At 39.5% G+C, this 23234-nt stretch carries 18 protein-coding genes; 4 read left to right on the forward strand and 14 right to left on the reverse strand.

All coding sequences use genetic code 11. The annotated features are described in order from the left end of the window. Positions 1 to 88 precede the first annotated feature (88 nt). The gene (gene pdxR / locus PSF42_RS06880) at positions 89 to 1576 is read left to right on the forward strand and encodes a MocR-like pyridoxine biosynthesis transcription factor PdxR (RefSeq protein WP_272679703.1); all 1488 of its coding nucleotides are present in this window, start codon (positions 89 to 91) and stop codon (positions 1574 to 1576) included. 93 nt (positions 1577 to 1669) lie between these two features. Beyond that, positions 1670 to 2251 (forward strand): YebB family permuted papain-like enzyme, encoded by a 582-nt coding sequence (locus tag PSF42_RS06885; protein WP_125894467.1) that lies wholly within the window; start codon positions 1670 to 1672, stop codon positions 2249 to 2251. Positions 2252 to 2333: 82 nt separating this feature from the next. Here PSF42_RS06885 and yajD read toward each other — a convergent pair whose 3' ends face one another. From yajD to PSF42_RS06925, 8 genes are all read right to left on the reverse strand, one after another. Continuing rightward, positions 2334 to 2681: an HNH nuclease YajD gene (gene yajD, locus PSF42_RS06890; protein WP_102140678.1), complete on the reverse strand. Its 348-nt coding sequence runs from the start codon at positions 2679 to 2681 to the stop codon at positions 2334 to 2336. 172 nt (positions 2682 to 2853) lie between these two features. Beyond that, the gene (locus PSF42_RS06895) at positions 2854 to 3885 is read right to left on the reverse strand and encodes a methionine synthase (RefSeq protein ID WP_272679704.1); all 1032 of its coding nucleotides are present in this window, start codon (positions 3883 to 3885) and stop codon (positions 2854 to 2856) included. Between the two features lie 29 nt (positions 3886 to 3914). Then, positions 3915 to 4892, reverse strand: a complete 978-nt coding sequence (locus PSF42_RS06900) for a DUF1852 domain-containing protein (RefSeq protein ID WP_272679705.1) — start codon at positions 4890 to 4892, stop codon at positions 3915 to 3917. Between the two features lie 491 nt (positions 4893 to 5383). Next, entirely contained in the window at positions 5384 to 6958 is a 1575-nt protein-coding gene (gene ahpF, locus PSF42_RS06905; protein WP_125894402.1) for an alkyl hydroperoxide reductase subunit F, read from the reverse strand. A gap of 118 nt (positions 6959 to 7076) precedes the next feature. Then, positions 7077 to 7640: an alkyl hydroperoxide reductase subunit C gene (gene ahpC, locus PSF42_RS06910; protein WP_004910793.1), complete on the reverse strand. Its 564-nt coding sequence runs from the start codon at positions 7638 to 7640 to the stop codon at positions 7077 to 7079. Between the two features lie 201 nt (positions 7641 to 7841). Then, positions 7842 to 8966, reverse strand: a complete 1125-nt coding sequence (locus PSF42_RS06915) for an ABC transporter permease (protein ID WP_185746949.1) — start codon at positions 8964 to 8966, stop codon at positions 7842 to 7844. A gap of 5 nt (positions 8967 to 8971) precedes the next feature. After that, the gene (gene rbbA / locus PSF42_RS06920; protein ID WP_272679706.1) at positions 8972 to 11728 is read right to left on the reverse strand and encodes a ribosome-associated ATPase/putative transporter RbbA; all 2757 of its coding nucleotides are present in this window, start codon (positions 11726 to 11728) and stop codon (positions 8972 to 8974) included. Beyond that, the gene (locus tag PSF42_RS06925; protein WP_125894396.1) at positions 11725 to 12795 is read right to left on the reverse strand and encodes an HlyD family secretion protein; all 1071 of its coding nucleotides are present in this window, start codon (positions 12793 to 12795) and stop codon (positions 11725 to 11727) included. The genes rbbA and PSF42_RS06925 overlap by 4 nt, the downstream gene beginning before the upstream one ends. 637 nt (positions 12796 to 13432) lie before the next feature. Between PSF42_RS06925 and PSF42_RS06930 the strand changes: the two genes are divergently transcribed. After that, a complete protein-coding gene (locus PSF42_RS06930) occupies positions 13433 to 14530 on the forward strand; it encodes a mandelate racemase/muconate lactonizing enzyme family protein (RefSeq protein ID WP_213912758.1) in 1098 nt (365 codons plus the stop codon). Between the two features lie 47 nt (positions 14531 to 14577). Here PSF42_RS06930 and PSF42_RS06935 read toward each other — a convergent pair whose 3' ends face one another. Then, a complete protein-coding gene (locus tag PSF42_RS06935) occupies positions 14578 to 15054 on the reverse strand; it encodes a GNAT family N-acetyltransferase (protein WP_213912759.1) in 477 nt (158 codons plus the stop codon). Between the two features lie 435 nt (positions 15055 to 15489). On the opposite strand from PSF42_RS06935, the gene PSF42_RS06940 reads away from it, so the two are divergent. Continuing rightward, positions 15490 to 17235, forward strand: coding sequence for an ABC-F family ATP-binding cassette domain-containing protein (locus tag PSF42_RS06940; RefSeq protein WP_272679707.1), 1746 nt, complete (start codon positions 15490 to 15492; stop codon positions 17233 to 17235). Positions 17236 to 17459: 224 nt separating this feature from the next. Here the strand turns inward: PSF42_RS06940 and PSF42_RS06945 are convergent, their stop codons facing one another. The 5 genes from PSF42_RS06945 to PSF42_RS06965 form a co-directional block, all read right to left on the reverse strand. Beyond that, on the reverse strand, positions 17460 to 17663 hold the full coding sequence (locus PSF42_RS06945) for a DEAD/DEAH box helicase (protein WP_272679708.1): 204 nt from the start codon (positions 17661 to 17663) through the stop codon (positions 17460 to 17462). A gap of 1 nt (position 17664) precedes the next feature. Next, a complete protein-coding gene (locus PSF42_RS06950) occupies positions 17665 to 18207 on the reverse strand; it encodes a PadR family transcriptional regulator (protein ID WP_272679709.1) in 543 nt (180 codons plus the stop codon). Positions 18208 to 18477: 270 nt separating this feature from the next. Continuing rightward, positions 18478 to 19686: a tyrosine transporter TyrP gene (tyrP, locus tag PSF42_RS06955; RefSeq protein ID WP_125894384.1), complete on the reverse strand. Its 1209-nt coding sequence runs from the start codon at positions 19684 to 19686 to the stop codon at positions 18478 to 18480. Between the two features lie 20 nt (positions 19687 to 19706). Beyond that, complete coding sequence (locus tag PSF42_RS06960; protein ID WP_272679756.1) at positions 19707 to 21647, reverse strand: pyridoxal phosphate-dependent decarboxylase family protein; 1941 nt, start codon at positions 21645 to 21647, stop codon at positions 19707 to 19709. Between the two features lie 402 nt (positions 21648 to 22049). Beyond that, complete coding sequence (locus tag PSF42_RS06965) at positions 22050 to 23060, reverse strand: NAD(P)H-quinone oxidoreductase (protein ID WP_213912762.1); 1011 nt, start codon at positions 23058 to 23060, stop codon at positions 22050 to 22052. Between the last annotated feature and the right edge of the window lie 174 nt (positions 23061 to 23234).

Consider the following 23234-nt stretch of genomic DNA (forward strand, 5'->3'; position numbering starts at 1 on the left):
TATAGACATATTACATAATGGCGCTATAGTACATAGCAATCTGGCTCTGTATAAGAGACACTTTTGTTATTTATTTAGGATCCACTTTATGCGACGCCAACAGCATGCACAGTTTCCATTACTTTTACTTGAAGAAGGCTATATTAAGGAAAATGTTTATCACACAATACGTAACGCCATTTTAGATGGTCGTATTGCTGGCGGCATTAAACTCCCCTCCTCTAGAGCATTAGCCGAAATGATGTCGATCTCACGAAACTCGGTCATTGCTGGGTTTGAACGATTAATTGATGAAGGATATATTTATTCCAAAAAAGGCTCGGGAACTTATGTTTCTCCCCACATTCCTGATGAATTAGTTGGCACCATAGATAGTACTAAGCAAAGTGAGCAATCTAGATATTCTGCATTAAATCTGAATCCCCAAGTTTCTACTTTAACGAATTTATGGGAAAAATCGCGCCCAAACACCAACAAGTACCAAATGTTTAATATTGGTATTGGCTGTGTTGACCAATTTCCACATGAATTATGGGGACGACTATTAGGCCGTGTTTGGCGTAAATCCAAACAAACGATTGCACATTTTAATCATCCCGATGGCTATACACCGCTAAAAAACTTATTGGTAGATTACGTCCGTTCGACTCGCGGGGTTCACTGCAAACCACAACAAATTATTATTGTTAATGGGACGCAACAAGCCATTAATTTAGTAGCAAAAATCTTATTACAGCAAGGGGACAAAGTATGGTTAGATGACCCTGGCTATGATAGCGCCAGAGCTATTTTCACCGCCGCAGGTGCTGATATTGCTGCTATTCCATCTGACAGAGAAGGGATGGATATTGCCTACGGTGCAAAACACCATGAAACAGCAAAATTAATTTATACCACACCTTCTCACCAGTTTCCGCTAGGCACAACCCTCAGCTTACCGCGGCGTTTAGCATTATTGGATTGGGCACAGCAAAACAACGCATGGGTTTTTGAGGATGACTACAACAGTGAATTTCGCTTTTTATCAAAGCCAATTCAAGCGCTACAAGGCTTAGATAATCATCAACGTGTTATTTATGCAGGGACATTTTCTAAAATGATGTATCCTGGTTTTCGTTTAGGCTTCTTAATTGTGCCAGAAGTTCTGAGTGAGGCATTCACCATGATGAAATATTACAGTGATAGCCATTGTGGTTATTTAGAACAGGCCGCTTTAGCCCAGTTTATCCAAGAAGGCCACTATGCACGCCATGTCAGAAAAATACGGAAGATATGCTACGATAGGCAAAATACGTTTATCAATGCCATTAATCACTATCTCCCTCACCTATTTAATGTACAAATGACGGATTCAGGCATTCATACTGTCTGTTGGGTTAAAGACGGTTATGATACTAACGTGATCCTTAACCAATGCCGTCTGTTAGGCTTTGGTGCTCAACCGTTATCGCGTTACTCTATTCAAAATACTCACCAAAATGCGATCCTTTTCGGCTATGCCGCTCATTGTGAGGACGAGATCGTTAACAACGTAAAATTACTTGGCGAACAATTAAGTAAAATATACCCTAGTTAAACAAGAATGATTTTCAGCGTTTATCCGATAGCGAGAATTTTTCTAGTCTTTATAACTGTACCTTAATAGCATTGTTTATATTGAGGTACTTTTATGACAAAAATAAATTATCCCCATGAGTACGAAGTTGGCGATGTTGTCTTTACCAGTATTGGAACCGAGTTATTTCGGCAAATAGCCTCGGCGTCTTTATGTTGGAGTAACCATGTTGGTATGATTGTCGGCCATAATGGCGAAGACTATTTGATTGCAGAAAGTCGCGTTCCGCTTTCAACAACCACGACCCTATCTCGCTTTATTGCCCGTTCATCGGATAAACGTTACAGTGTACGTCGATTTACTCATACATTAACCAATGAACAAAAATCTGCATTAGTTTCCGAAGTTCCTGCTCGTTTAAATAAGTTTTATCACACTGGATTTAATTATGAGTCTTCTAGGCAGTTTTGTTCAAAGTTTGTTTTCGATATTTATCAATCTGCGTTATCAGTTCAAATAGGGGAATTAGAAACCTTCAAGGAATTATTAACTAAAAACCCGAATGCAAAATTAACTTTTTGGAAATTATGGTTTATTGGACAAATTCCATGGGAACGTAAAACAGTGACTCCTGCAAGTCTATGGCATCACCCTGAATTATCACTCATATACCGCAGTCATGAGGATATACATTAACAACCAATACGGATGTAAACTCACACAAGAAAGCACTCAATCGAGTGCTTTTTGATATAATCGACTGAATTTACAATGAGACTTATTTTTTCTTATTTAACATCGATTTCAAGTCAGCAAACGGGTTATAAGTTGCTGCCTCAACGTCATTTTGCGCATCTTCCCCTGCCACGACATTCGTGCCATACATTTCAGCTTCTGTATACTTCGAATGCTCATGATCATGACAAAATAGGCATAATAGCTCCCAATTGCTGCCATCTTCTGGGTTATTGGTATGATCATGGTCGATATGATGCACGGTTAATTCACGCAAATTTGAATACACAAACTCGCGGGTGCAGCGTCCACAAACCCATGGGTAAATTTTAAGTGCTTTTTCACGATAGCCACTTTCTAATCGCGCATAGTTTTTAGGGATCAAAGCCATTGCCGATATTCCTGTTGAAAATAGTAATTTTGAGATAATACGCCTAATATACCTCAGTTTAGAGCAAAAAAAGAAACTCAAAACAACAAAAAACCCAGATATGATGACAACGCCTATTTTATCGGGCTCGTCATCAACTCTGGGTCCTTTTATTCGTTAATTTATCCTTAGATTACTTATTCAATAATTCTCTGCGGATAATCTCAGCCCCTGCGCTTAATGCATTAAGCTTACCCGTTGCAACACGACGAGATAACGGTGCCATACCACAGTTAGTGGATGGATAAAGCTTGTCTGCATCGACAAATTGGAGCGCTTTACGTAATGTATTAGCGACTTCCTCTGGTGTTTCGATGATATTGCTCGCTACGTCAATCGCCCCCACCATCACTTTTTTGCCGCGAATAAGTTCAATTAAGTCCATGGGAACATGAGAGTTATGACATTCCAAAGAGATAATATCGATATTCGAGGTTTGCAGTTTTGGGAAAGCCTCTTCATATTGTCGCCACTCAGAACCCAGAGTCTTCTTCCAATCAGTATTGGCTTTGATGCCGTATCCATAACAAATATGAACTGCGGTTTCACATTTTAGCCCTTCAATGGCTCTTTCTAATGCAGCTACACCCCAATCGTTCACTTCATCAAAAAATACATTAAAAGCAGGCTCATCAAATTGAATAATATCAACCCCCGCTGCTTCAAGCTCTTTTGCCTCTTGGTTCAAAATCTTAGCAAATTCCCATGCCAGTTTTTCACGACTTTTGTAATGGTTATCATACAGTGTATCAATCATTGTCATTGGGCCAGGAAGCGCCCATTTTATCGGCTGGTTCGTTAACTTACGTAAAAATTTAGCATCTTCCACAAAAACAGGTTTTTGGCGTTCAACCGTTCCAACCACCGTCGGCACGCTCGCATCATAGCGATCGCGAATTTTAACCACTTCTCTCTTTTCAAAATCAACGCCATTGAGATGCTCAATAAATGTCGTCACAAAGTGCTGACGCGTTTGTTCACCATCGCTAACAATATCAATTCCTGCGCGCAGTTGATCTTCTAGGGACAAGCGCAGTGCATCTTGTTTTCCCTCTACAAGTTCTTCGTTTTCCAACTTCCAAGGAGACCAAAGAGTCTCTGGCTGAGCAAGCCAAGAAGGCTTTGGTAAGCTGCCTGCGGTAGATGTTGGTAATAATGTTTTCATAATAATTGACCTTAAATTTTTATAATGAATCAAAGCGCGTAGTTAGCAGACCATTGCTCTAGAATATGCTTATAGGGTTCAATAAAGTGTTCTTCTGTATATTTTCCCTGCTCAATAGCCAATCGGCTACGTTCTTCGCGGTCATAAACAATTTTTGTTAATGAATAGTCTTGGTTCGTCAAACTCGGTTGGTAACATGGCCCCGCAACAGAGTTCGCATTGTAAATCTCTGGCCGATAAATCTTCTGGAATGTTTCCATCGTGCTGATTGTGCTAATCAATTCAATATTGCTGTAATCGCTCAGCAAGTCTCCCGTAAAATAAAATGCCAACGGTGCAACGCTATTTTTAGGCATGAAATAACGAACCTGTAACCCCATCTTTTTAAAATATTGATCCGTTAATGAAGCTCCATTTTGCTGATATTCAATACCCAATATAGGATGGAGATTACCAGTTCGGTGGTAAATATCTTTATTTGATACACTTAAGCATATCACTGGCGCTTTACTAAAATGTGCTTTGTATTCGTCCGAATTTACAAAATATTTAAAGATATTCCCATGCAAGTCACCAAAGTTTTCTGGGACACTAAAGTTGGCTTGGTCTTTATTGTGATCTAGCAATAAAACACTGAAATCATAATCACGCACATAAGATGAAAAATTATTTCCAACAATACCTTCAGTACGTTCACCCGTTTTATGATCAACAATATTGGTTTTTAATATTTCAATCACCGGAAAGGTGCGACCATTCCCTTCCACACTCATCTCGACAGAAATAATTTCCAACTCGACTGAATAACGGTCACTTTTAGGGTTATCCCAATAGGCCAAGGTATTGAAACGGTTGTTCATCATGACAAGCGTATTACGCAAATTTTCTTGGCGATTTTTCCCTCTGGCTAAATTAGCAAAGTTAGTTGTAATACGTGTATTTTCAGAAGGATTATAATTTTCATCAAAAAGACTACTTTTAATCGTAAATGTAAAATTTTTGTTCATCGTCTCGTCACACCCTAAATTCCAAGATGGAAACTCAATTGACTTCTTGATTTTCTAGAAGTTTTAGTTACCCATTCATCAATCTTTATGTTGTAAATACGTTAATTCGTTTGCGTTATCTAATTTATGCCAGAGCTGCTGACTGAGTGAAAGCGACTTAATTTCATTTCGAACATGAACGATTTTCATGATCATCTTTTTCACTTATTTTAATTATGTGACAAAGAACAAATAAATATTATTTTTCCTGAAAAATCATTATATTAAGAGATTTGCTTTCCTGAATTTTGAGAGGAGCGAATAATCGTTGCGAAGGTTTGAACATTGGTTAGTGAAATAAATTTATTTGATACATAAAGAAAACACTTGGGTTATACAGTAAGAACCATTCGCTACAATAATAAAAGGTGGCGTATTATTATGCACAAAAAAAGGCACTCGCCCCCGAGTGCCTTTTGACTACAACTCACTGAATATAAAGTAAATTACACCTATTCAGCGGTTCTGGTACTTGTGCGGATGAGGTAATCAAATGCGCTAAGTGCGGCTTTGGCCCCTTCTCCGGCTGAAATAATAATTTGCTTATATGGAACGGTTGTACAGTCACCAGCAGCGAAGATACCTTTAATACTGGTTTCATTGCGTGCGTCAATTTCAATTTCGCCCATACGGTTTCTGGCAACGGTGTCACCTAACCAATTGGTATTCGGCAATAAACCGATTTGTACGAATGCTCCCGCCACTTCTAATAAATGTACGCTATCATCAGTGCGATCTTTATATTCAAGACCCGTCATTTTACTGCCATCACCTTTTACTTCTAAGGTTTGCGCATTAACGATAATATCCACATTTTTCATGCTACGTGCTTTTTGCTGTAATACTGAGTCCGCTTTTAGTTCTGGCGCAAACTCCAGTACAGTCACATGGTCAACGACACCTGCTAAGTCAATAGCCGCTTCAATACCTGAGTTACCACCGCCAATCACGGCAACACGCTTGCCTTTAAATAATGGGCCATCGCAGTGTGGGCAGAATGTAACGCCTTTCGTACGGTATTCTTGTTCCCCTGGAACACCCATATTTCTCCAGCGAGCACCCGTTGAAATAATAATACTGCGTGATTTTAAGATCCCACCTGATGCAGTTTCGATTTGGTGTAATCCACCTTCTTCTGCCGCAGGGATCAGTTTTGCAACTGATTGGCCATCAATGACATCAACATCATAGCTGTCCACGTGGTTCTTCAATGCGCCTGCAAAAATAGCCCCTTCCGTTTTGATAACTGAAATATAGTTTTCAATATCAACCGTATCCATCACTTGCCCACCAAAACGCTCGCCTATCACGCCTGTGCGGATCCCTTTACGTGCGGTATAGATTGCTGCTGAAGCCCCAGCTGGGCCACTACCAATTACGAGGACTTCAAAAGGCTCGCGCTCTGTCAGTGATTTCGCTGCACGCGCATCGGCATTCGTGTCAACTTTGCTCACAATTTCACTGAGTGTCATACGGCCTTGGCCAAACTCTTTTCCATTCAGAAAAACGGCAGGAACGCCCATGACATTGCGTTCATCAATTTCATTTTGGAAAAGTGCACCATCAATAGCGGTATGACTAACATTTGGATTTAAAACCGCCATTAAGTTCAGTGCTTGAACAACATCTGGGCAGTTATGGCAAGATAAAGAATAATAAGTTTCAAAGTGGAACTCGCCTTCAAGGCCTTTAACTTGCTCTAATAACTCTTGCGCTTCTTTCGATGGATGACCACCAATCTGCAATAATGCCAGCACAAGAGAAGTAAATTCATGTCCCAGAGGTGAGCCTGCAAAACGCAAACCACTATCTGTACCTGGGTTAGTAATTAAAAAAGACGGTGTTCTTAATGCGCTGTTGCGTTCTTCACGTACAGTGACTTTATCTGACAGTGATGCAATTTGTTCTAACAGCTGTTTGATTTCATTTGATTTTTGGCTGTCATCTATATTAGCAACTAATTCAACGGGTTTAGTTAAACGTTCTAAATAGGCTTTCAATTGTGCCTGTAAATTATTGTCGAGCATGTAATCCCCTTTAATTTTTATCGTAAAATCGGGTACATATACCCGTCATGATCCAAGTTGCAGGCCTAAACACCTGCAACCTGAATTATTCAGTAATTAATCAATCGAGTTAGATTAATTAGATTTTGCCGACTAAGTCCAAAGATGGAGACAGCGTTGCATCACCTTCTTTCCATTTAGCTGGGCAAACTTCACCTGGGTGGCTAGCAACATATTGCGCCGCTTTTACTTTACGCAGTAAATCTGAAGCGTCACGGCCAATGCCTTCTGCAGTAACTTCAATCGCTTGAATAATACCTTGTGGGTCAACAACGAAAGTACCACGGTCTGCTAAGCCTTCATCTTCACGCATGTTTTCGAAGTTACGTGTTAATGCACCTGTTGGGTCACCGATCATGGCATATTTGATTTTACCGATAGTTTCTGAGCTTGCGTGCCATGCTTTATGGGTAAAATGTGTGTCGGTAGAAACAGAGAAGATTTCAACACCTAATTTTTGGAATTCTTCGTAATGGTCTGCAATGTCACCCAATTCAGTTGGGCAAACAAAAGTAAAGTCTGCTGGATAGAAGAAGAAAACGCTCCATTTACCTGCAACATCTTTTTCAGAAACTTCGATGAATTCACCGTTTTTAAATGCTTGATTAGTAAATGGTTTGATTTGAGTATTAATTAATGACATATGATGTTCTCCTGTTTGGTTGCCTATTAAGTTACTGTTTTACAGCAGCTTTATCCAATCATTACCCGCTATCGATTTGATAGGCGCAACCTAACTATGTCATAACAATTAATAGGTGAAGCATTAAAACGCTTGCTGAGCCATTCAGCAAGCGTTTTATTTATAAGATCTATTTATAAAGGCTATTTTATGTACAGTCCGTTATGCCATGGTGGCAATCGTTTTACGAAAACGAATGAGTGCGAGGGAAAAGAAAACAGCGCCAATCACCACGAGCACCGCAAATTGAGGCCAAACAATTTGGAAGCCAGCACCGCGATATAAAATCGCTTGAGCAAGGCTAACAAAGTGCGTTGTCGGCATGGTTAACATAATATCTTGAACAAGCTGAGGCATACTTTCTCGCGCTGTCATCCCACCAGAAAGCATATTTAATGGTAATAGCACTAAGATCATCAATAAACCAAATTGAGGCATAGACCGCGCAATCGTCCCCATAAAGATACCAATCGACGTTGTCGCAAATAAACTCAAGGCCACCCCACACATAAACAATAAGATAGACCCTTCGATGGGGACTTGTAGCAATGTTTTTACCACCAAAATTAAGGAAACGCCTGATGCAATCAGTACCACCAGCCCCATTGACCATATTTTCGACATCATAATTTCAAATGGCGTGAGTGGCATAACCATCAAATGCTCGACTGTACCGTGCTCCCGCTCGCGGATCAGCGCCGCTCCCGTTAAAACAATTGATAACATGGTGATATTATTAATAATTGCCATAACAGAACCAAACCACGACTGCGTCAAGTTGGGGTTAAAGCGCATGCGCACTTCCAAATCGACAGGTAAACTCGCATTACTACGGTATTTTGCTAGAAACTCATTCACTTCCCCTAAAGTAATATTTTGAATATAACTATTTCCTAAGAAAGCTTGACTCATCCTTGTCGCATCAATATTGACTTGAATTTCTGGGTGCCGCCCTGCAAGTACATCACGTTGAAAGTTAGGTGGAATATCTAATGCAAATGTATATGAACCACGATTTAACAAACCATCGATTTGGTCTGGCGTAATATCAACAGGGGGTAAGAAATAAGGCGCATAAAAACTATTGATTATTCGGTTTGATAACTGTGATTTATCTTGGTCAGCAATCGCAATAGGCGCATTATGTAAAGATCCAGGCGTCACGGTTGCTGACGAATAAATCGACACCGTAAAAGCAAAAACAATCAAAGCTAACATCGCTTTATCGCGGCCTAAACTGCGTAATTCTTTGACCCCTAGGTTAAAAATATTCTGAATTTTACGGATCATCCCTATGCCTCCTGCTTTTTCAGGAATAGAACACTTAGCCCAATAACCAAAGGTATGGTGATCAGTAATGGGATAAATGATGATTGTAAATCGAATAAATTTAATCCCTTAGAGAAAGTTCCTCGCGTGATAGTCAAAAAATGTGATGTTGGATAAACCATCCCAACCCAGCGGCCAATACCTTCCAATGATGAGACAGGGTCAATCATTCCTGAAAATTGAGTCGCGGGTATCAACGTAATGATAGAAGTCCCAAAAATTGCCGCAATTTGGCTTTTCATAAAGCATGAAATTAATAACCCCATGCCTGTTGCAATACTGATATACAAAAATGCAGCCAACGTTAACGTCAGAAAACTGCCTTTAAATTCAACACCAAATATATATACCGATAATATGCAAAGTAACACAAAGTTAAACATACCCAATAAAATATAAGGGAGCTGTTTTCCAAGCAAAAACTCTAATTTGGTGATCGGAGTAACATAAAGGTTGATAATCGAACCGAGCTCTTTTTCCCGAACAACACTCAACGCGCTCAGCATGGCTGGGATCATCATTAATAATAATGGAATAACTGCGGGAACAATTGCCGGCAAGCTACGAACATCTGGGTTATAGCGATATCGAGTTTCAATGTCGATAGCCGGCATCCCAGCAACGCCAGCTGGTTGGCGTGCAGCCATCGTGCTCAGCCATGCTAAGTGCATCGCTTGTACATAGCCACGCACAGTTTCAGCACGGTTTGGCATGGCACCATCAATCCATACACCAATTTTAACGTTACTCCCTCGGGCCACATCCCTTGCAAAATTAGGTGGAATTTCTATCGCAACAGTAATATTACCGCTACGCATACCCGCCTCTAAATCATCATAATCCTTGATTGGTGGTTGTTCGATAAAATAACGTGAACCAGCTAAGTTCAACGTATATCCCTGGCTTAGCCCAGTTTGGTCACGATCTAGCACTGAAAAACGTAAGTTTTCCACATCCATACTGATACCGTAACCCATGATAAACATAAGAATGACCGTTCCCAATAACGCCAATGTTGAACGTACTGGATCACGACGTAACTCCATGCCTTCCCGTATGGAATAGCTGAATAACCGACGCAAACTAAAACGTTTTTTCAATGCTTCAGTCGCTTGTTCTTTTAGTTCAGGGTCAACGTGGAACTCTGGCGCGGTCTCTTGTCCTTGTCCTGCATCCCCCACGGCATCCTGTAAATAGGCGATAAAGGTTTCTTCAAGCGTGCCAAGCCCTCTTTTTTTGGTCAGGTTAGCGGGAGTATCACAATCTAAGACCTTGCCTGCATGCATCAATGAAATACGGTCACAGCGCTCCGCTTCATTCATAAAGTGGGTGGAGATAAAAATTGTGACACCGTCACGTCTTGATAAATCAACCATTAAATTCCAGAACATATCTCTGGCAACGGGGTCTACGCCTGAAGTTGGCTCATCCAGTATTAGCATCTCTGGTTCGTGGATCACCGCTACGGCCAACGATAAGCGCTGGCGAATACCCAGAGGCAGGTCATCTGGCATGGTATCCCTGACTTCTTCAAGCTCAAAACGTTGGCACATTTCGTCAACTCGCTGAGGGATTTTATCCTCAGATATATGAAAAAGCTTGGCATGAAGCACGAGGTTCTGCTCAACACTCAGTTCACTATATAACGAGAATGCTTGTGACATATAGCCGACACGCTTGCGTGTTTCGATATCCTTCGGGTCTATTTCTTGGCCAAATAGCCATGCCTGCCCTTCACTGGCTTGTAACAAACCCGTCAACATTTTCATCGTGGTTGACTTGCCACAACCATTCGAGCCTAAGAAACCAAAAATCTCCCCTTTTGGGATCTTAAAATTCACATGGTCAACCGCCACAAAGTCACCGAAACGCATGGTAAGGTCTTGGGCTTCAATGGCAATAATATTGTCTTTCGAGGTATCACGCGCAGGGATCACCACCTTTTTGTGCCCACTGCGTTTTTCTTCAGGTAGTAATTCAATAAATGCAGCTTCAAGGTCATCACATTGCGTTTGGGCTTTTAATTCAGATGCATGGCCTGTAGCGAGCACCTTGCCATCATCCATTGCCACTAGCCAATCAAAACGTTCCGCTTCTTCCATATAAGCGGTTGCGACCAAAACACTCATATTGGTTTGTCGTAAACGAATGCGATCAATCAAATCCCAAAATTGTGCGCGAGATAAGGGGTCAACTCCAGTGGTAGGTTCATCCAAAATTAATAAGTCAGGGTCATGAATCAAGGCGCAACATAACCCCAGCTTTTGTTTCATTCCCCCTGATAACTTGCCAGCAGGACGATCTTTAAAGGGTGCTAAGCCAGTACTTTCAAGTAAGTCTTGAATGCGATATTCACGCTCAGCTTTTGATTGGCCAAATAAGCGGCCAAAAAAATCAACGTTTTCATAAACCGACAACGTATGGTAAAGGTTTTTTCCTAACCCTTGAGGCATGTAAGCGATACGAGGGCAAACTGCACGACGGTGTTCAATATCATTCATGTCACCATCAAGTACTGTTATTTGGCCTTGTTGAATCACTCTTGCCCCTGCGATCAGAGAAATCAGGCTTGATTTCCCTACACCATCTGGGCCAATCAACCCAACCATTTTTCTGGCTGGGATGGAAAGTACAATGTCATCCAACGCACAATTATCACCATAATGTTGGCTGACATGCTGTATATCGATAATCACATCATCCATCAGTTTATTGGTCATTGTGGTAATCTCACCTCAAGTTCAGCAGGCCAAGATTCATTCGGATCTAAACGCACATACGCTTTTCCAGGTAGCCCAGTTTTCACATATTCGAGGTGTTGCTCTAATAATTCAGGAGAAATACGCGCACGTACTCTGAACATTAATTTTAAGCGTTCATTTTGTGTTTCTACGGTTTTCGGCGTGAATTGTGCGACACTTGCTACAAAGGTGGCTTTCGCTGGGATCACGATATTTGGTGCAGCATCGAGTATAATGTGGACATCACTCCCCAGGGCAACTTTACCTGCGTCTTCTGTTGGTAAGAAAAAGGTCATATACACATCACTCAAATCGACCATATTCAAAACTCGTCCACCAGCACCAAGGACTTCACCGGGTTCTGCTACACGATATTGAATACGTCCGTTTCTCGGTGCTTTGAGAATACTGTCATCTAAGTCCGCGATAATACGACGTTCCGTTGCTGTCGCTGCATCAACACGGTTTTTAGCTTGAACAATACCCGCGCTCGCAGAATCAATCGCTGATGTCGCAGCAGCCACTTGGGCTTTCGACGCTTCCAGTGCTGCGCGAGCACCTTGCATCTGTGCGGTATCATCATCCACTTGTTGTTGGGAAACTGCGTTTGTTCTCACCAAAGCTCTAGAGCGATTTAGTCGTTTCTGTGCAGCATCTAATTCCGCTTCACGTTGACGAACAACCGCTTGGGCTGCAACTTTTTCGCTTTTACGTTGCGCTAATGCTGATTCGGCTGTCGTCACCGCGCTAACCGCTTGGCGTAACTGAGCCTGTACTTCATGGAGTTGTTCTTGGAGTGCTCGCGTATCCATACGAGCAAGTTCTTGCCCTTCTTTAACAAAATCCCCTTCTTTAACATTAATTGTCTCAATGCGCCCGGCAGTCTTAGTAGCAATATCAATTTCCGTTGCTTCTATGCGACCATTACTTTGCGCGAACCCAGCAGGTAGCCCGCCTGAATTAACATTCCAGTAATAAAGACCACCCGCTACAATAATTAATATTAAAATGATGTAAAAAGATATTTTTTGCTTATTTATTTTCATACCATCCCTTTTCTTTATATGAAAAACAACATTCAACAATTATTTATGATTATTACCCCAGGTGAATTAATAAAATGGAATAACTGTTTACAGCTGAAATACGTATATCTCAATAGGTGATGCTATTCTTAGATCCGATAAAAAGCAGATCTGGTTTATTATTATATTTTTTTATATTTTATAAAATTTTATCAGTTAACTAACAAACATATACTGTCTTTCATCACAAAAATCATTGCATAAACGAATATGGTACAGATACCGCATTTAATGCCCAAAAATGTTTTATATCATGCTAAATGGCTTAACTTTTCGATACAATAAATTATCTAAATTTAACAAATACTTTATGCGTAAATACCATAAATAATAAATTAATGACTCAAAATACTTTTGTATTTATTCCGCAAAGAAAATACATGTTAAATTTTATCAACTAAATTAGATAACTCAAGACCCATCATTTTAGCCACTTTTTTGCACTCATTGTGCTTTTCGTCTTCCTCATATCTTTAACCAATCGTTTTAAGACTATAATTTGACTTAGCTCTCATTTTTAATCCGGTAATTAGCGCTAAATTTACTCATAGTAAATCCAATATGGCTGTTTTTTTCTTTATAACATGAGTGAAATATAATGAAAATCATACGAATAGAGACTATTCCTTATAAAATTCCTTATTTAACACCACTTGAGTTTGCCACAGGTAGCATTACTGAAGTGGAAAATGTATTAGTCCGTATTCATACTGATGAAGGGATAATAGGCTGCGCAGAAGCCCCATCACGACCTTATATTTATGGCGAATCCCAAGCGTCTATCATTTATGCTATCCAATCTTGGTTTTGGCCTTCACTGGCAAATATTGATCTTAGAAATATTGAACGTGTCTATCATGCAATGCGGTGGGTCACTGGAAATCAAACCGCCCGGGCGGCAATAGATATGGCCATTTGGGATGCATTAGGTCAGTTATACCAACGCCCCTGTTATCAACTTTTGGGTGGATGGGATAATAAAATCGCAGTTAGCCATATGATAGGTTACGACCAACCACAAAAAATGGTTGAACACGCGTTGATGATGAAAGACAAATATGGAGTGACAACATTTAAGGTAAAAACGGGTCGTAACGTTCATGCGGACATCACTGCATGCAAAGCATTACGCAAAGCTATGCCAGAAGCCTGTTTATATCTTGACTCTAATCATGGCTGGCCTGCTCATGATGCTATTTATGCAGCTCAATCTTTGCGCGATGAAAATTTTTTATTTTTCGAAGAACCCTCCCCAGCCAGTGATCGTATAGGTCGCAAAAAATTGGCGAATGTGCTGGCTCAACCTATTTGCGGTGATGAGAGTTGCACATCTCTTAATGATGTTGCTCAAGAAATCAATGACGGAATGGTTTCATTTATTTGTATCAAAACAGCGCGTACAGGCTTTACTGAATCCGCTAAAATTGCGGCATTATGTGAAGGTTTACAAGTGCCGGTATACGTGGGTAATCAAGGAGATACTCAGTTAGGTACGCTAGCTAATATCCAATTTGCCTGCGCAAGAAAAAATACTTGCCAACATGCAGCAGAACTAACAAATTTCCTTGAAATTGCAGATGATTTGAGCGCAGTTCCTTTAGTCATTAAAGAGGGTTTCGCAGAGGCTTCAACGGCACCGGGGACGGGTATTATGGTAGATGAAGATAAACTAACCTATTACCGTTGTGATAAATAATTTTAAAACTAGTTAACTTCCCCCGAGAACATCGGGGGGTGAGCAAGCTAATTAGCAAATTGCGCAATTGTTTTCGCATCCATTCGGTAGCGAACCCATTCATCTTGAGGCTCTGCACCAATACTTTTATAAAAATCAATTGCAGGCTGATTCCAATCTAACACACTCCATTCCAACCGTTGGCACTTTCGTTCGACGGCTAGCACTGCAATATGCTTTAATAATTTTTTTCCTGCTCCCGCACCACGAAAATCAGGGGAGACATATAAATCCTCTAAATAAATACCGTTATTGCCTAACCATGTTGAATAGCTAGTAAAGAATACGGCATATCCTGCTGGCGTCCCATCCACATAACAGATTAAAGCTTCTGTGCTTGAATTAGCGCCAAATAGGGAGTTTTCAATATCGGCCACCGAGGCTTTAACTTCATGACGTGCTTTTTCATAATCTGCCAATTCAATGATCATATCTAATATCAAAGCAGCGTCATCACGGGTTGCGGTTTTTATTTCTACATTCATTTGGGGCTCTCTTGTTATTTGAATCATGATTTTAAACGTTACATAACAAGAACCCAATTCACAGCAATATTATTCATCTCTTCCCGCATGATATAAGTATCATTTATACCTGCGAATATACTTACATCTACAACAATACTGCTTTTACAATAATCATTAAACAACGCATTTCTAGACATTGTTGATTAAATAATATATTTGCTATAATTACCTCATCGATTAACTAGATGAATATTAAGGAGGCTAATTTATGTTGTTGTGTGATCTTATTGAATATTCACACTTCTTTGGTAATCGCCAGAGCTCAGGCTTTCACAGTTTTATACTGCGATAACCCTGCCTGAGCGAAGTCACTAAAGAAAACCTTCCCTCAGCTTACTGGGTTGTCGTAACGACTATACCCTGGCATTTTTATGCCTAAAATTTGAGTAAGCTATGAGCACTTTATTAACTGTAAAATCATTAAATTACGATACCTCAACCTCTACCTTATTGAATGACATCTCTTTTACTGTTCAACAAGGTGACCGTATTGGTTTAATTGGCCATAACGGAAGTGGCAAAAGTACATTGTTGAAGCTAATAACCCAACAACTCTCCCCCAATAGTGGCAGTATCACTTATTCGAATCATTGTGTTACTGCTTATATTGAACAACACTTACCCGATGATGTTGCCAGTTTGACACTGCTTGATGCACTTGTTCAAAAATTACCTGAACAAGATAAAGTCACTGACCGTTGGCGGGCGGAAGTTATATTATCAGAATTAGGTTTTACGTCTGAGCAATGGGAACAAAAAGCGAATGCAATCAGTGGCGGGCAACATACACGTTTGCTTCTTGGGCGTGCTTTAATTGAACAACCCGATTTACTGTTACTCGATGAACCAAGTAATCATTTAGATTTACCCACACTTATTTGGTTAGGCAATTTCTTACAATCATGGAAAGGTAGTTTTGTGCTAGTTTCCCATGACCAATCGTTATTAGATAAGGTCAGTAACTGCACTTGGATCTTACGAGATAAATCACTGCATTTTTATCGATTACCTTGCAGTGCAGCACGGCAAGCATTGAGTGAAAAAGACATCACAGATGCACGCCGTAATCAAGCAGAGCAAAAAGAGATTGACCGTATTGCATCAAGCGCCAAGCGTTTAGCGATTTGGGGACATGTCTATGATAATGAAGCCTTATCACGTAAAGCTAAGCAAATGGAAAAACAGATTGACCGCCTTAAAGACACTCAAACTGAATTAACCGAAGGCTATCAATGGAGGCTTGCATTAAATGGCAAAGCCATTCCAGCAGATAGAGTTTTGGAATTGGAAGGCGCCGTTGTCTCAACACCGAAAGGAAATCCGTTATTTAAAACGGCATTTCATCAAGTAAAAAGTGGTGATCGCATCGCTATCATGGGGGCCAATGGCTGCGGTAAATCAACACTACTGCGTCTACTTTGGCAACATTATCAGCAAGATTTACGCTATAGCGCACAATTGAAGTTTCATCCGGCAATTAGTGCTGGGTATTATGACCAACAATTAGAGCAGCTAAATGATAATGATAGCCTATTAGATGCATTACGGCATTTTGCACCTTTAACCGATGAACAACGAAAAATGGCATTGATTGGCGCCGGTTTTTCCTACTCTCGCCATCAACAAAAAGTCGCTACACTCAGCGGTGGCGAACGCGCTAGATTGTTGTTTATTGGCTTAAGTTTGGCCCAGTACGAGTTGATTTTGTTGGATGAACCGACCAATCACCTTGATTTAGAAGGTAAGGAAGCACTTTGCGAGCAAATTAGCTTATTTTCAGGGGCGCTATTAATTGTAAGCCATGATAGGTGGCTCATTGAAAATAGCTGTCAACGATTCTGGTTTATCGATGATAATCGGTTAGAGGAATACCTTAATCTTGATGATATCTATCATAAAATCGAGCAGCAAGCACAACCATTATTAGCGGCTACGCTTGGGGGAGATGCCCCAATTAAATCGACGATTGAAATTTCTCGAGGAGAAACTGCTCATGAGGATGTGTTATTAGAGACATTGCTAATATTGGAGCAAAAATTACTTGCGGATCAAAAACGCAAATTAAGCCACCAAAAACCACAGTTACAACAACAATGGAGCAACGAAATAGCCAAAATACACGCTAAATTGGGCTTGTAACCAATACCCCTGGTCACATTAGTGACCAGGGGATTTTCTGAAGAAGTTGTATATTAATATAGGATGATAGTTACAGTTTACAAAATAATTATATACACCCTGAAATTTACCTTATTGACGACATTACAGAAATTTAAATCCCGTTTTTACCAATAATGAGAATAAACAAAGTTTATTCTTTATGCATTTTATGTGAATAAAGATTTTGTAAACTATCCAAATTGTTATTTTATTTTTTGTTTCTTAGCTCGCTTAAAATATGAAGTTGGGACACTCGGACATACAACCTCTTTAAACTTAACATCTTTATTCGTATTTACAGGCTGTTCATTTTCAGATGAAACCGGGACGTCAGTTTGTGGTATTTCACTTGTTTCTTTCATATATAAACGCTCTTTTGCTTGTATAATATCATTCGTTTTAGCCATTTTATTTTTCCTCTGCCACTAACACGGCATTGACTTGCTCTATTCGTTCCACTGCTCGGTTAATGATCTCAACGACTCTTGTTGTCTCTTCTTTCGTCAACTGTTGTATCACGATTTGGTGTCTTAACAATGACTTAAATTTGTCTACAGCACATTCAATTTCATTTGCAAATTGATTACCTGCTTTTAATTCCTGTGCATATTTTAATTTTAGTTGAACTTCTGCCAATATTTCAGCCTTGAGTAATAAAAAACAGCGGCCTTCAGGTGTAATGACATAACACTTTCGCCCTTTTCCATTATCTTTACCTGCTGAAATAAACCCTAACTCCTCTAGCAACGTCAGAGTTGGATATATCACCCCTGGGCTTGGGCAATAAAAACCTGCTGTCTCTTCTGCAATTTTTTTTATTAGCTCATAGCCGTAATTAATTCCCCCTGTCAGTAGATGCAGGATATAAATCCTCAACTGTTTAGGGTTAAACATACGGCTAACACTTTTACCGTTACACAAACACAGGTCTAGTTGTTGTTCACTTGCCATTAAAATTCTCAGTGGTTATTCGCACTAAAACCGATATATCTAATATAATAGTTACTTTTACAGAAAATGCTAGCTTTAGATATATCTGTTTTGTGCATAACGTGCTAATGATAATCATTCTTATATGGATTATACCGACTAACTGTCGATACAACAGTAAAAATGTGCGGTAAATTGTCTAGCTGAGTAAATTATGCAGTAAATTTAGGAAAGGCTTTTAGGAATTGAGCCAGCCATCAAGAGATGGCTGGCTGGTATACATGTATTCTATTAACCAATATTTGGTAATATGTTGAAGACAATCCCTAACTGAACACCAATAACGATAATTCCACAAATAAATACCAATGATAGGCCTAACCCACCCCCCAATACTTGATATTTCCGTTGATTTAATGATCTTGATTTGAATGCCATTGCGCTAGGCAACAATAAGGCCAGTATTGAAAGTGCAATCGCAGCATACCCTAACGCCATCACAAACCCTTTCGGATAAAATAAAGCAAAAACTAGCGGTGGTCCAAAGGTGAGTAACCCCGTTTGTATGCGCCCAGAGGCGTTATCTTGGCGTTTAAATAAATCAGCTAAAAAGTCAAATAACCCCAAAGCGACCCCAAGGAAAGAAGTTGCTAAAGCCAAACTCATGAACATCTGTGCGATTAATTCTGTTTTTCCTGATTGAGCTACATCCTTAATTGCATCGAGCAACCCATTAAGCCCTGCGTTTTCAGCCAGAATACCAACAAATGTTGTTGTGCCAATACTCCCTAATGTTGCAATTTGCCATAAAATATAAGCGATTAACGGGATAGCACTGCCGATGATAAAGATAACACGGAGTTTTTTGACATCTCCCCCCATATATTTAACGATACTGGGAACGCTGCCATGAAAACCAAATGAGGTAAAAAATACGGGGATCGCCGATAAAATGAGGACTTTTTCAGTTGGTGCTGCTAATAAATTCTGTTGCTCAACATGAGGTATCATTAACGCCAATATAATGACTAAGAAAACAATTTTCGCAGCAAATAAAATACGGTTGATAAAATCTACTGATGAAGTCCCAAAACATACAACTCCCCCACCAATAATGGTAAATACAACAATTCCCATCCAATCAGCCATATCAATGGCAAAACTACTTTTTAAATTTGAAGTAATAATTTCCCCTGCGCCACTCACATAAGCCGCTGTCAATGCATACATAAGGAACATCATGCTGAAACCTGTAATAAATTTACCGCTGGGCCCTAAGTACCGTTGAGCAACACTACCGATCCCAGTTTCGTGAGATTCATGTTGGTAAACTTCAACCAAAAGCAATGCCGTGTAACACATCAATGCCCACAATACTAATAACATCGCCAAACTCACTAAAAAACCATTACCAGCGGCAGCGATAGGCATAGCTAACATACCTGCGCCAATCGTAGTACCTGCAACAATAAATACACTACCAAGTGTGCGATTTTTCATATTGAGATCCTAACAAGTAATTAAATTTTAATTTTATAATTGGAATGATTTAACTTATTTTCTTCATTAATGAGATGTTGCAGTTTGTCTTCAAAAATATTTTTTAATTCCATCCAATAGGTTTCAAAATGAGCCTTATCGCGCAAGCAATGCGTCATTATCGCTGCCCGTAGCACATAAATTGACCGTACTTTATGCCATTCATTATCAGAAAACTGTGCATCTCGGCATAAGCTCAGTGGGTTATCGCCATACTCTTCATGTGTTAGTGAGGTTGATGAGGTGAGAAAATCATTAGAATAACTTCGACCTGCGGCATAAGAACATAATTCATATAACCGTTTATTTAATTGATTTTGTTTTTCTAAAGATGTGTTACCGATTTCACGAAACATAAAATTAATCATGTGAAAGTCCGGTGTGGGCATCGCAATAATTGAAAACTGGCGCTCTTCAATAATAAAGGGCTCACATTGATTTATCTTGTCAATCATCCAATTGGCTGTGGTGATCCCTGCCGCAATTACTTTTCCATACCCTAAAATATTTAACGGGACTAAACGATGTGCAGCCCATACCGCGGCTGCAGTTGCCCCTGCTTTTGACCCTTCCATAATAGAAGAGCCAAGTAATACATTCTGCGCTTTTTCTGTTTTACGCTGTTTTTCTTCTACTTCTTCAAATACATATGCGGCATGATAAGACACTAAATCCACAATCCGCTTATCCTTCATACAGATGGCACCTGCGGCATACGGAATAAACCCCACTTTATGAGGATCAACAGTTATAGAGTCAGCTTGGCTTAATGCTTTAAAGCTTTCATAAACATCGCGCTTTGGCCACACCATGTTTTCAGGAAAAATTCCTTCACTATGATAACGTTGGATTACGTTCTCATACTCCATAAATTGATTTTCTTCATCACGAAACATCGCGCAAGCGTATCCCGCATAAGCGGCATCAATATGCACATAGAAGGAAACCCCAAAACGTTGTTCACATTCACGTCGTAGCTCAATGACTTCTTTTACATTGTCTATTGCACCAGTCTCTGTGGTTCCAACAACGGCAACTACGGCTAAAATTGGCTCCCCTTGCTCAATCAATGCAAATACGGTTTCCCGCATTTTATGCGCATCCGTTCGATAACTTGCATCAACGGGTAGTTGCACAATATTCTGTTGGCCTAAACCAAGAATATCCATCGCTTTCATCCATGAATAGTGTTTAGACTGCGGTACCAATAACTTACCGAGTTTTCCTTGCTCTATTCCAACACCACGGCAGGTCAAATCACGAATTTCTTCGAAAATGTGCCGTTTCTTTAATTCATCAATTAAATCTAAAACCTCAGAAACAGAGAGGTTGAGTAACTCTTTTTCAGTTTTATCCTTTAATAGATCTTGGGATTGCGGATGTTGCATAATCGCCAATGGAAGGGTTTTAATATTTCTAGCTACCCATAGCCCTTCGTAGTTAGCTACCGTTCCGCCAGATGTAATATGCCCCCAAGCATGTTGTACGTCATAACCAAACATGGCACATAAATCTAACCCTGCTTCTATTTCCAAAACCGTTGTCGTTGGTGACGATTCTTGTGCACAATTATTGGGGTTATACATCATTGCCATGACATAAGCCAAATTAGAAATCATCAACGTGTCTGCATTCATATGTCCCATATAACGGGGAGAAAACCACGGAACCGATGTTGTTTTTAATTTTGAAGAGAGTTGATTAAGAATGCCTTCAGTACGATAAAGCGTATCTCGGTATTCGGGAGCATAACGGTCAACGGTAGAGATAAGTTCAGGATCTTCAGGATGGTAGCTAGAGCGCCAATGCATATGTTCACTAACTGAATACTCCATCATTTCTTTGAAAAAGACAGCATTTTCAGATTTAGGACCTAAAAATAATGCATCAACATTTATTTTTGAGTTTTTAAAATTATTCATCATTACTACACCTTCAAACTACAATTAACGCGTGCTAATTGCACTTAAGTTAGTTAACTTAATATCATTGGAAAGTGCATAACGGACTATGTTTATAAGATATATCAATATATTAATGATATGCATTTAAAAATATCATTTAAACATTATTTATTGATAAACAAACCGTTAATGGCCAACTTATTCATAGGTATAATCGATCTCTATTAAATTATTAACAAACTCCTTCTAATTTCGTTCTGATTTGTGGGCAAGCACAAAAAATCAAAATTTAGTCAACTGTAAAGAGATTTTTACGCTAAAAAAGCTTGAATATGTAAAAAAATTGTTATAGAGGATGTGATTTTTACTATTCTGTTTTAGTTATTCTTAAATAGTAAAAACCACAAAAAGTAGAGCCAACTAACTGTTTAGTAAAACTATCTTACCAATAAGATCCCCAGACTCCATATGCTTATGAGCATCTTTCACCTGTGATAAATCATAGGTTTTGTTAATGATAGGTTTAATTTTACTATTTTGTAACAAACCCCAGACTTGTTTTCTCAGTTCTTGGGCGATCAATGCTTTTTCTTCAATAGTCCGAGAGCGCATAGTTGAACCTGTATGAGTTAGTCTTTTTACCATTAAAGGCATCATATTTAACTCTTTAGGGTTACCTTTCATCATCCCAATTTGGATAATTCGCCCACATTTCGCGGCAACTTGATAATTTTTAGCGACATAGTCTCCACCAATAATATCAACAACCATATCAACACCTAAAGAAGAAGTGTAATTAAGCGTCGCCTCAACAAAATCATCTTTTTTATAGTTAATAACACAATCTGCACCAAGTCGTTTTGCTGCATCCACTTTTTCTTCAGAACCAACCGTCGTTAATACTTTTGCACCAAAAGCTTTCGCTAACATGATCGCCACACTGCCAATACCCGATGTCCCACCATGGATAAGTACAGTTTCATCTCTCTTAAGTTTTCCTATTTGAAAAACATTTGCCCATACAGTAAAAAAATTTTCAGGTATCGCAGCCCCTTCGATAAAAGAAAGACTTCCTAATGGTAATGCGATGTTTTTATGTACTAAACAATATTCTGCATAACCTCCTCCAGCCACCAGCCCACAAACCTTATCGCCTAACTGCCATTCATCTACATCATCCGCTTTGGCAACAATCGTTCCTGCGATTTCAAGTCCCATAATCGGTGATGCATCTGCCGGTGGAGGGTAAGATCCCTTACGCTGAAAAATATCAGGGCGATTAACTCCAGCAGCTTCCACTTTAACAAGCAAATATCCTGCAGACACTCTAGGTAATGGTTTATCAATTAATCGCAGTTTTTCTGGCCCGCCAGGCTCTATAATGTCAACAACCGTCATTGAAGTGGGTAAAGACTGTTGAGTAAGTGTCATTATATTCTCCTTTTTGAGGTTAATTTGAAAAATTGATATTCATAAATTTATTTTCGTGTTAAATTAATGCTAATTAGTTTAATGTTTCGTGCTTTATTAGCATTAATTTAAGTATTAATCACAATAGCACTACATGTCATTTTTTTATCGTTTAAAGGTTGAAATTTAATCTAC

This window comes from Providencia sp. PROV032 (assembly GCF_028484875.1).
GTDB lineage: Bacteria > Pseudomonadota > Gammaproteobacteria > Enterobacterales > Enterobacteriaceae > Providencia > Providencia rettgeri_E.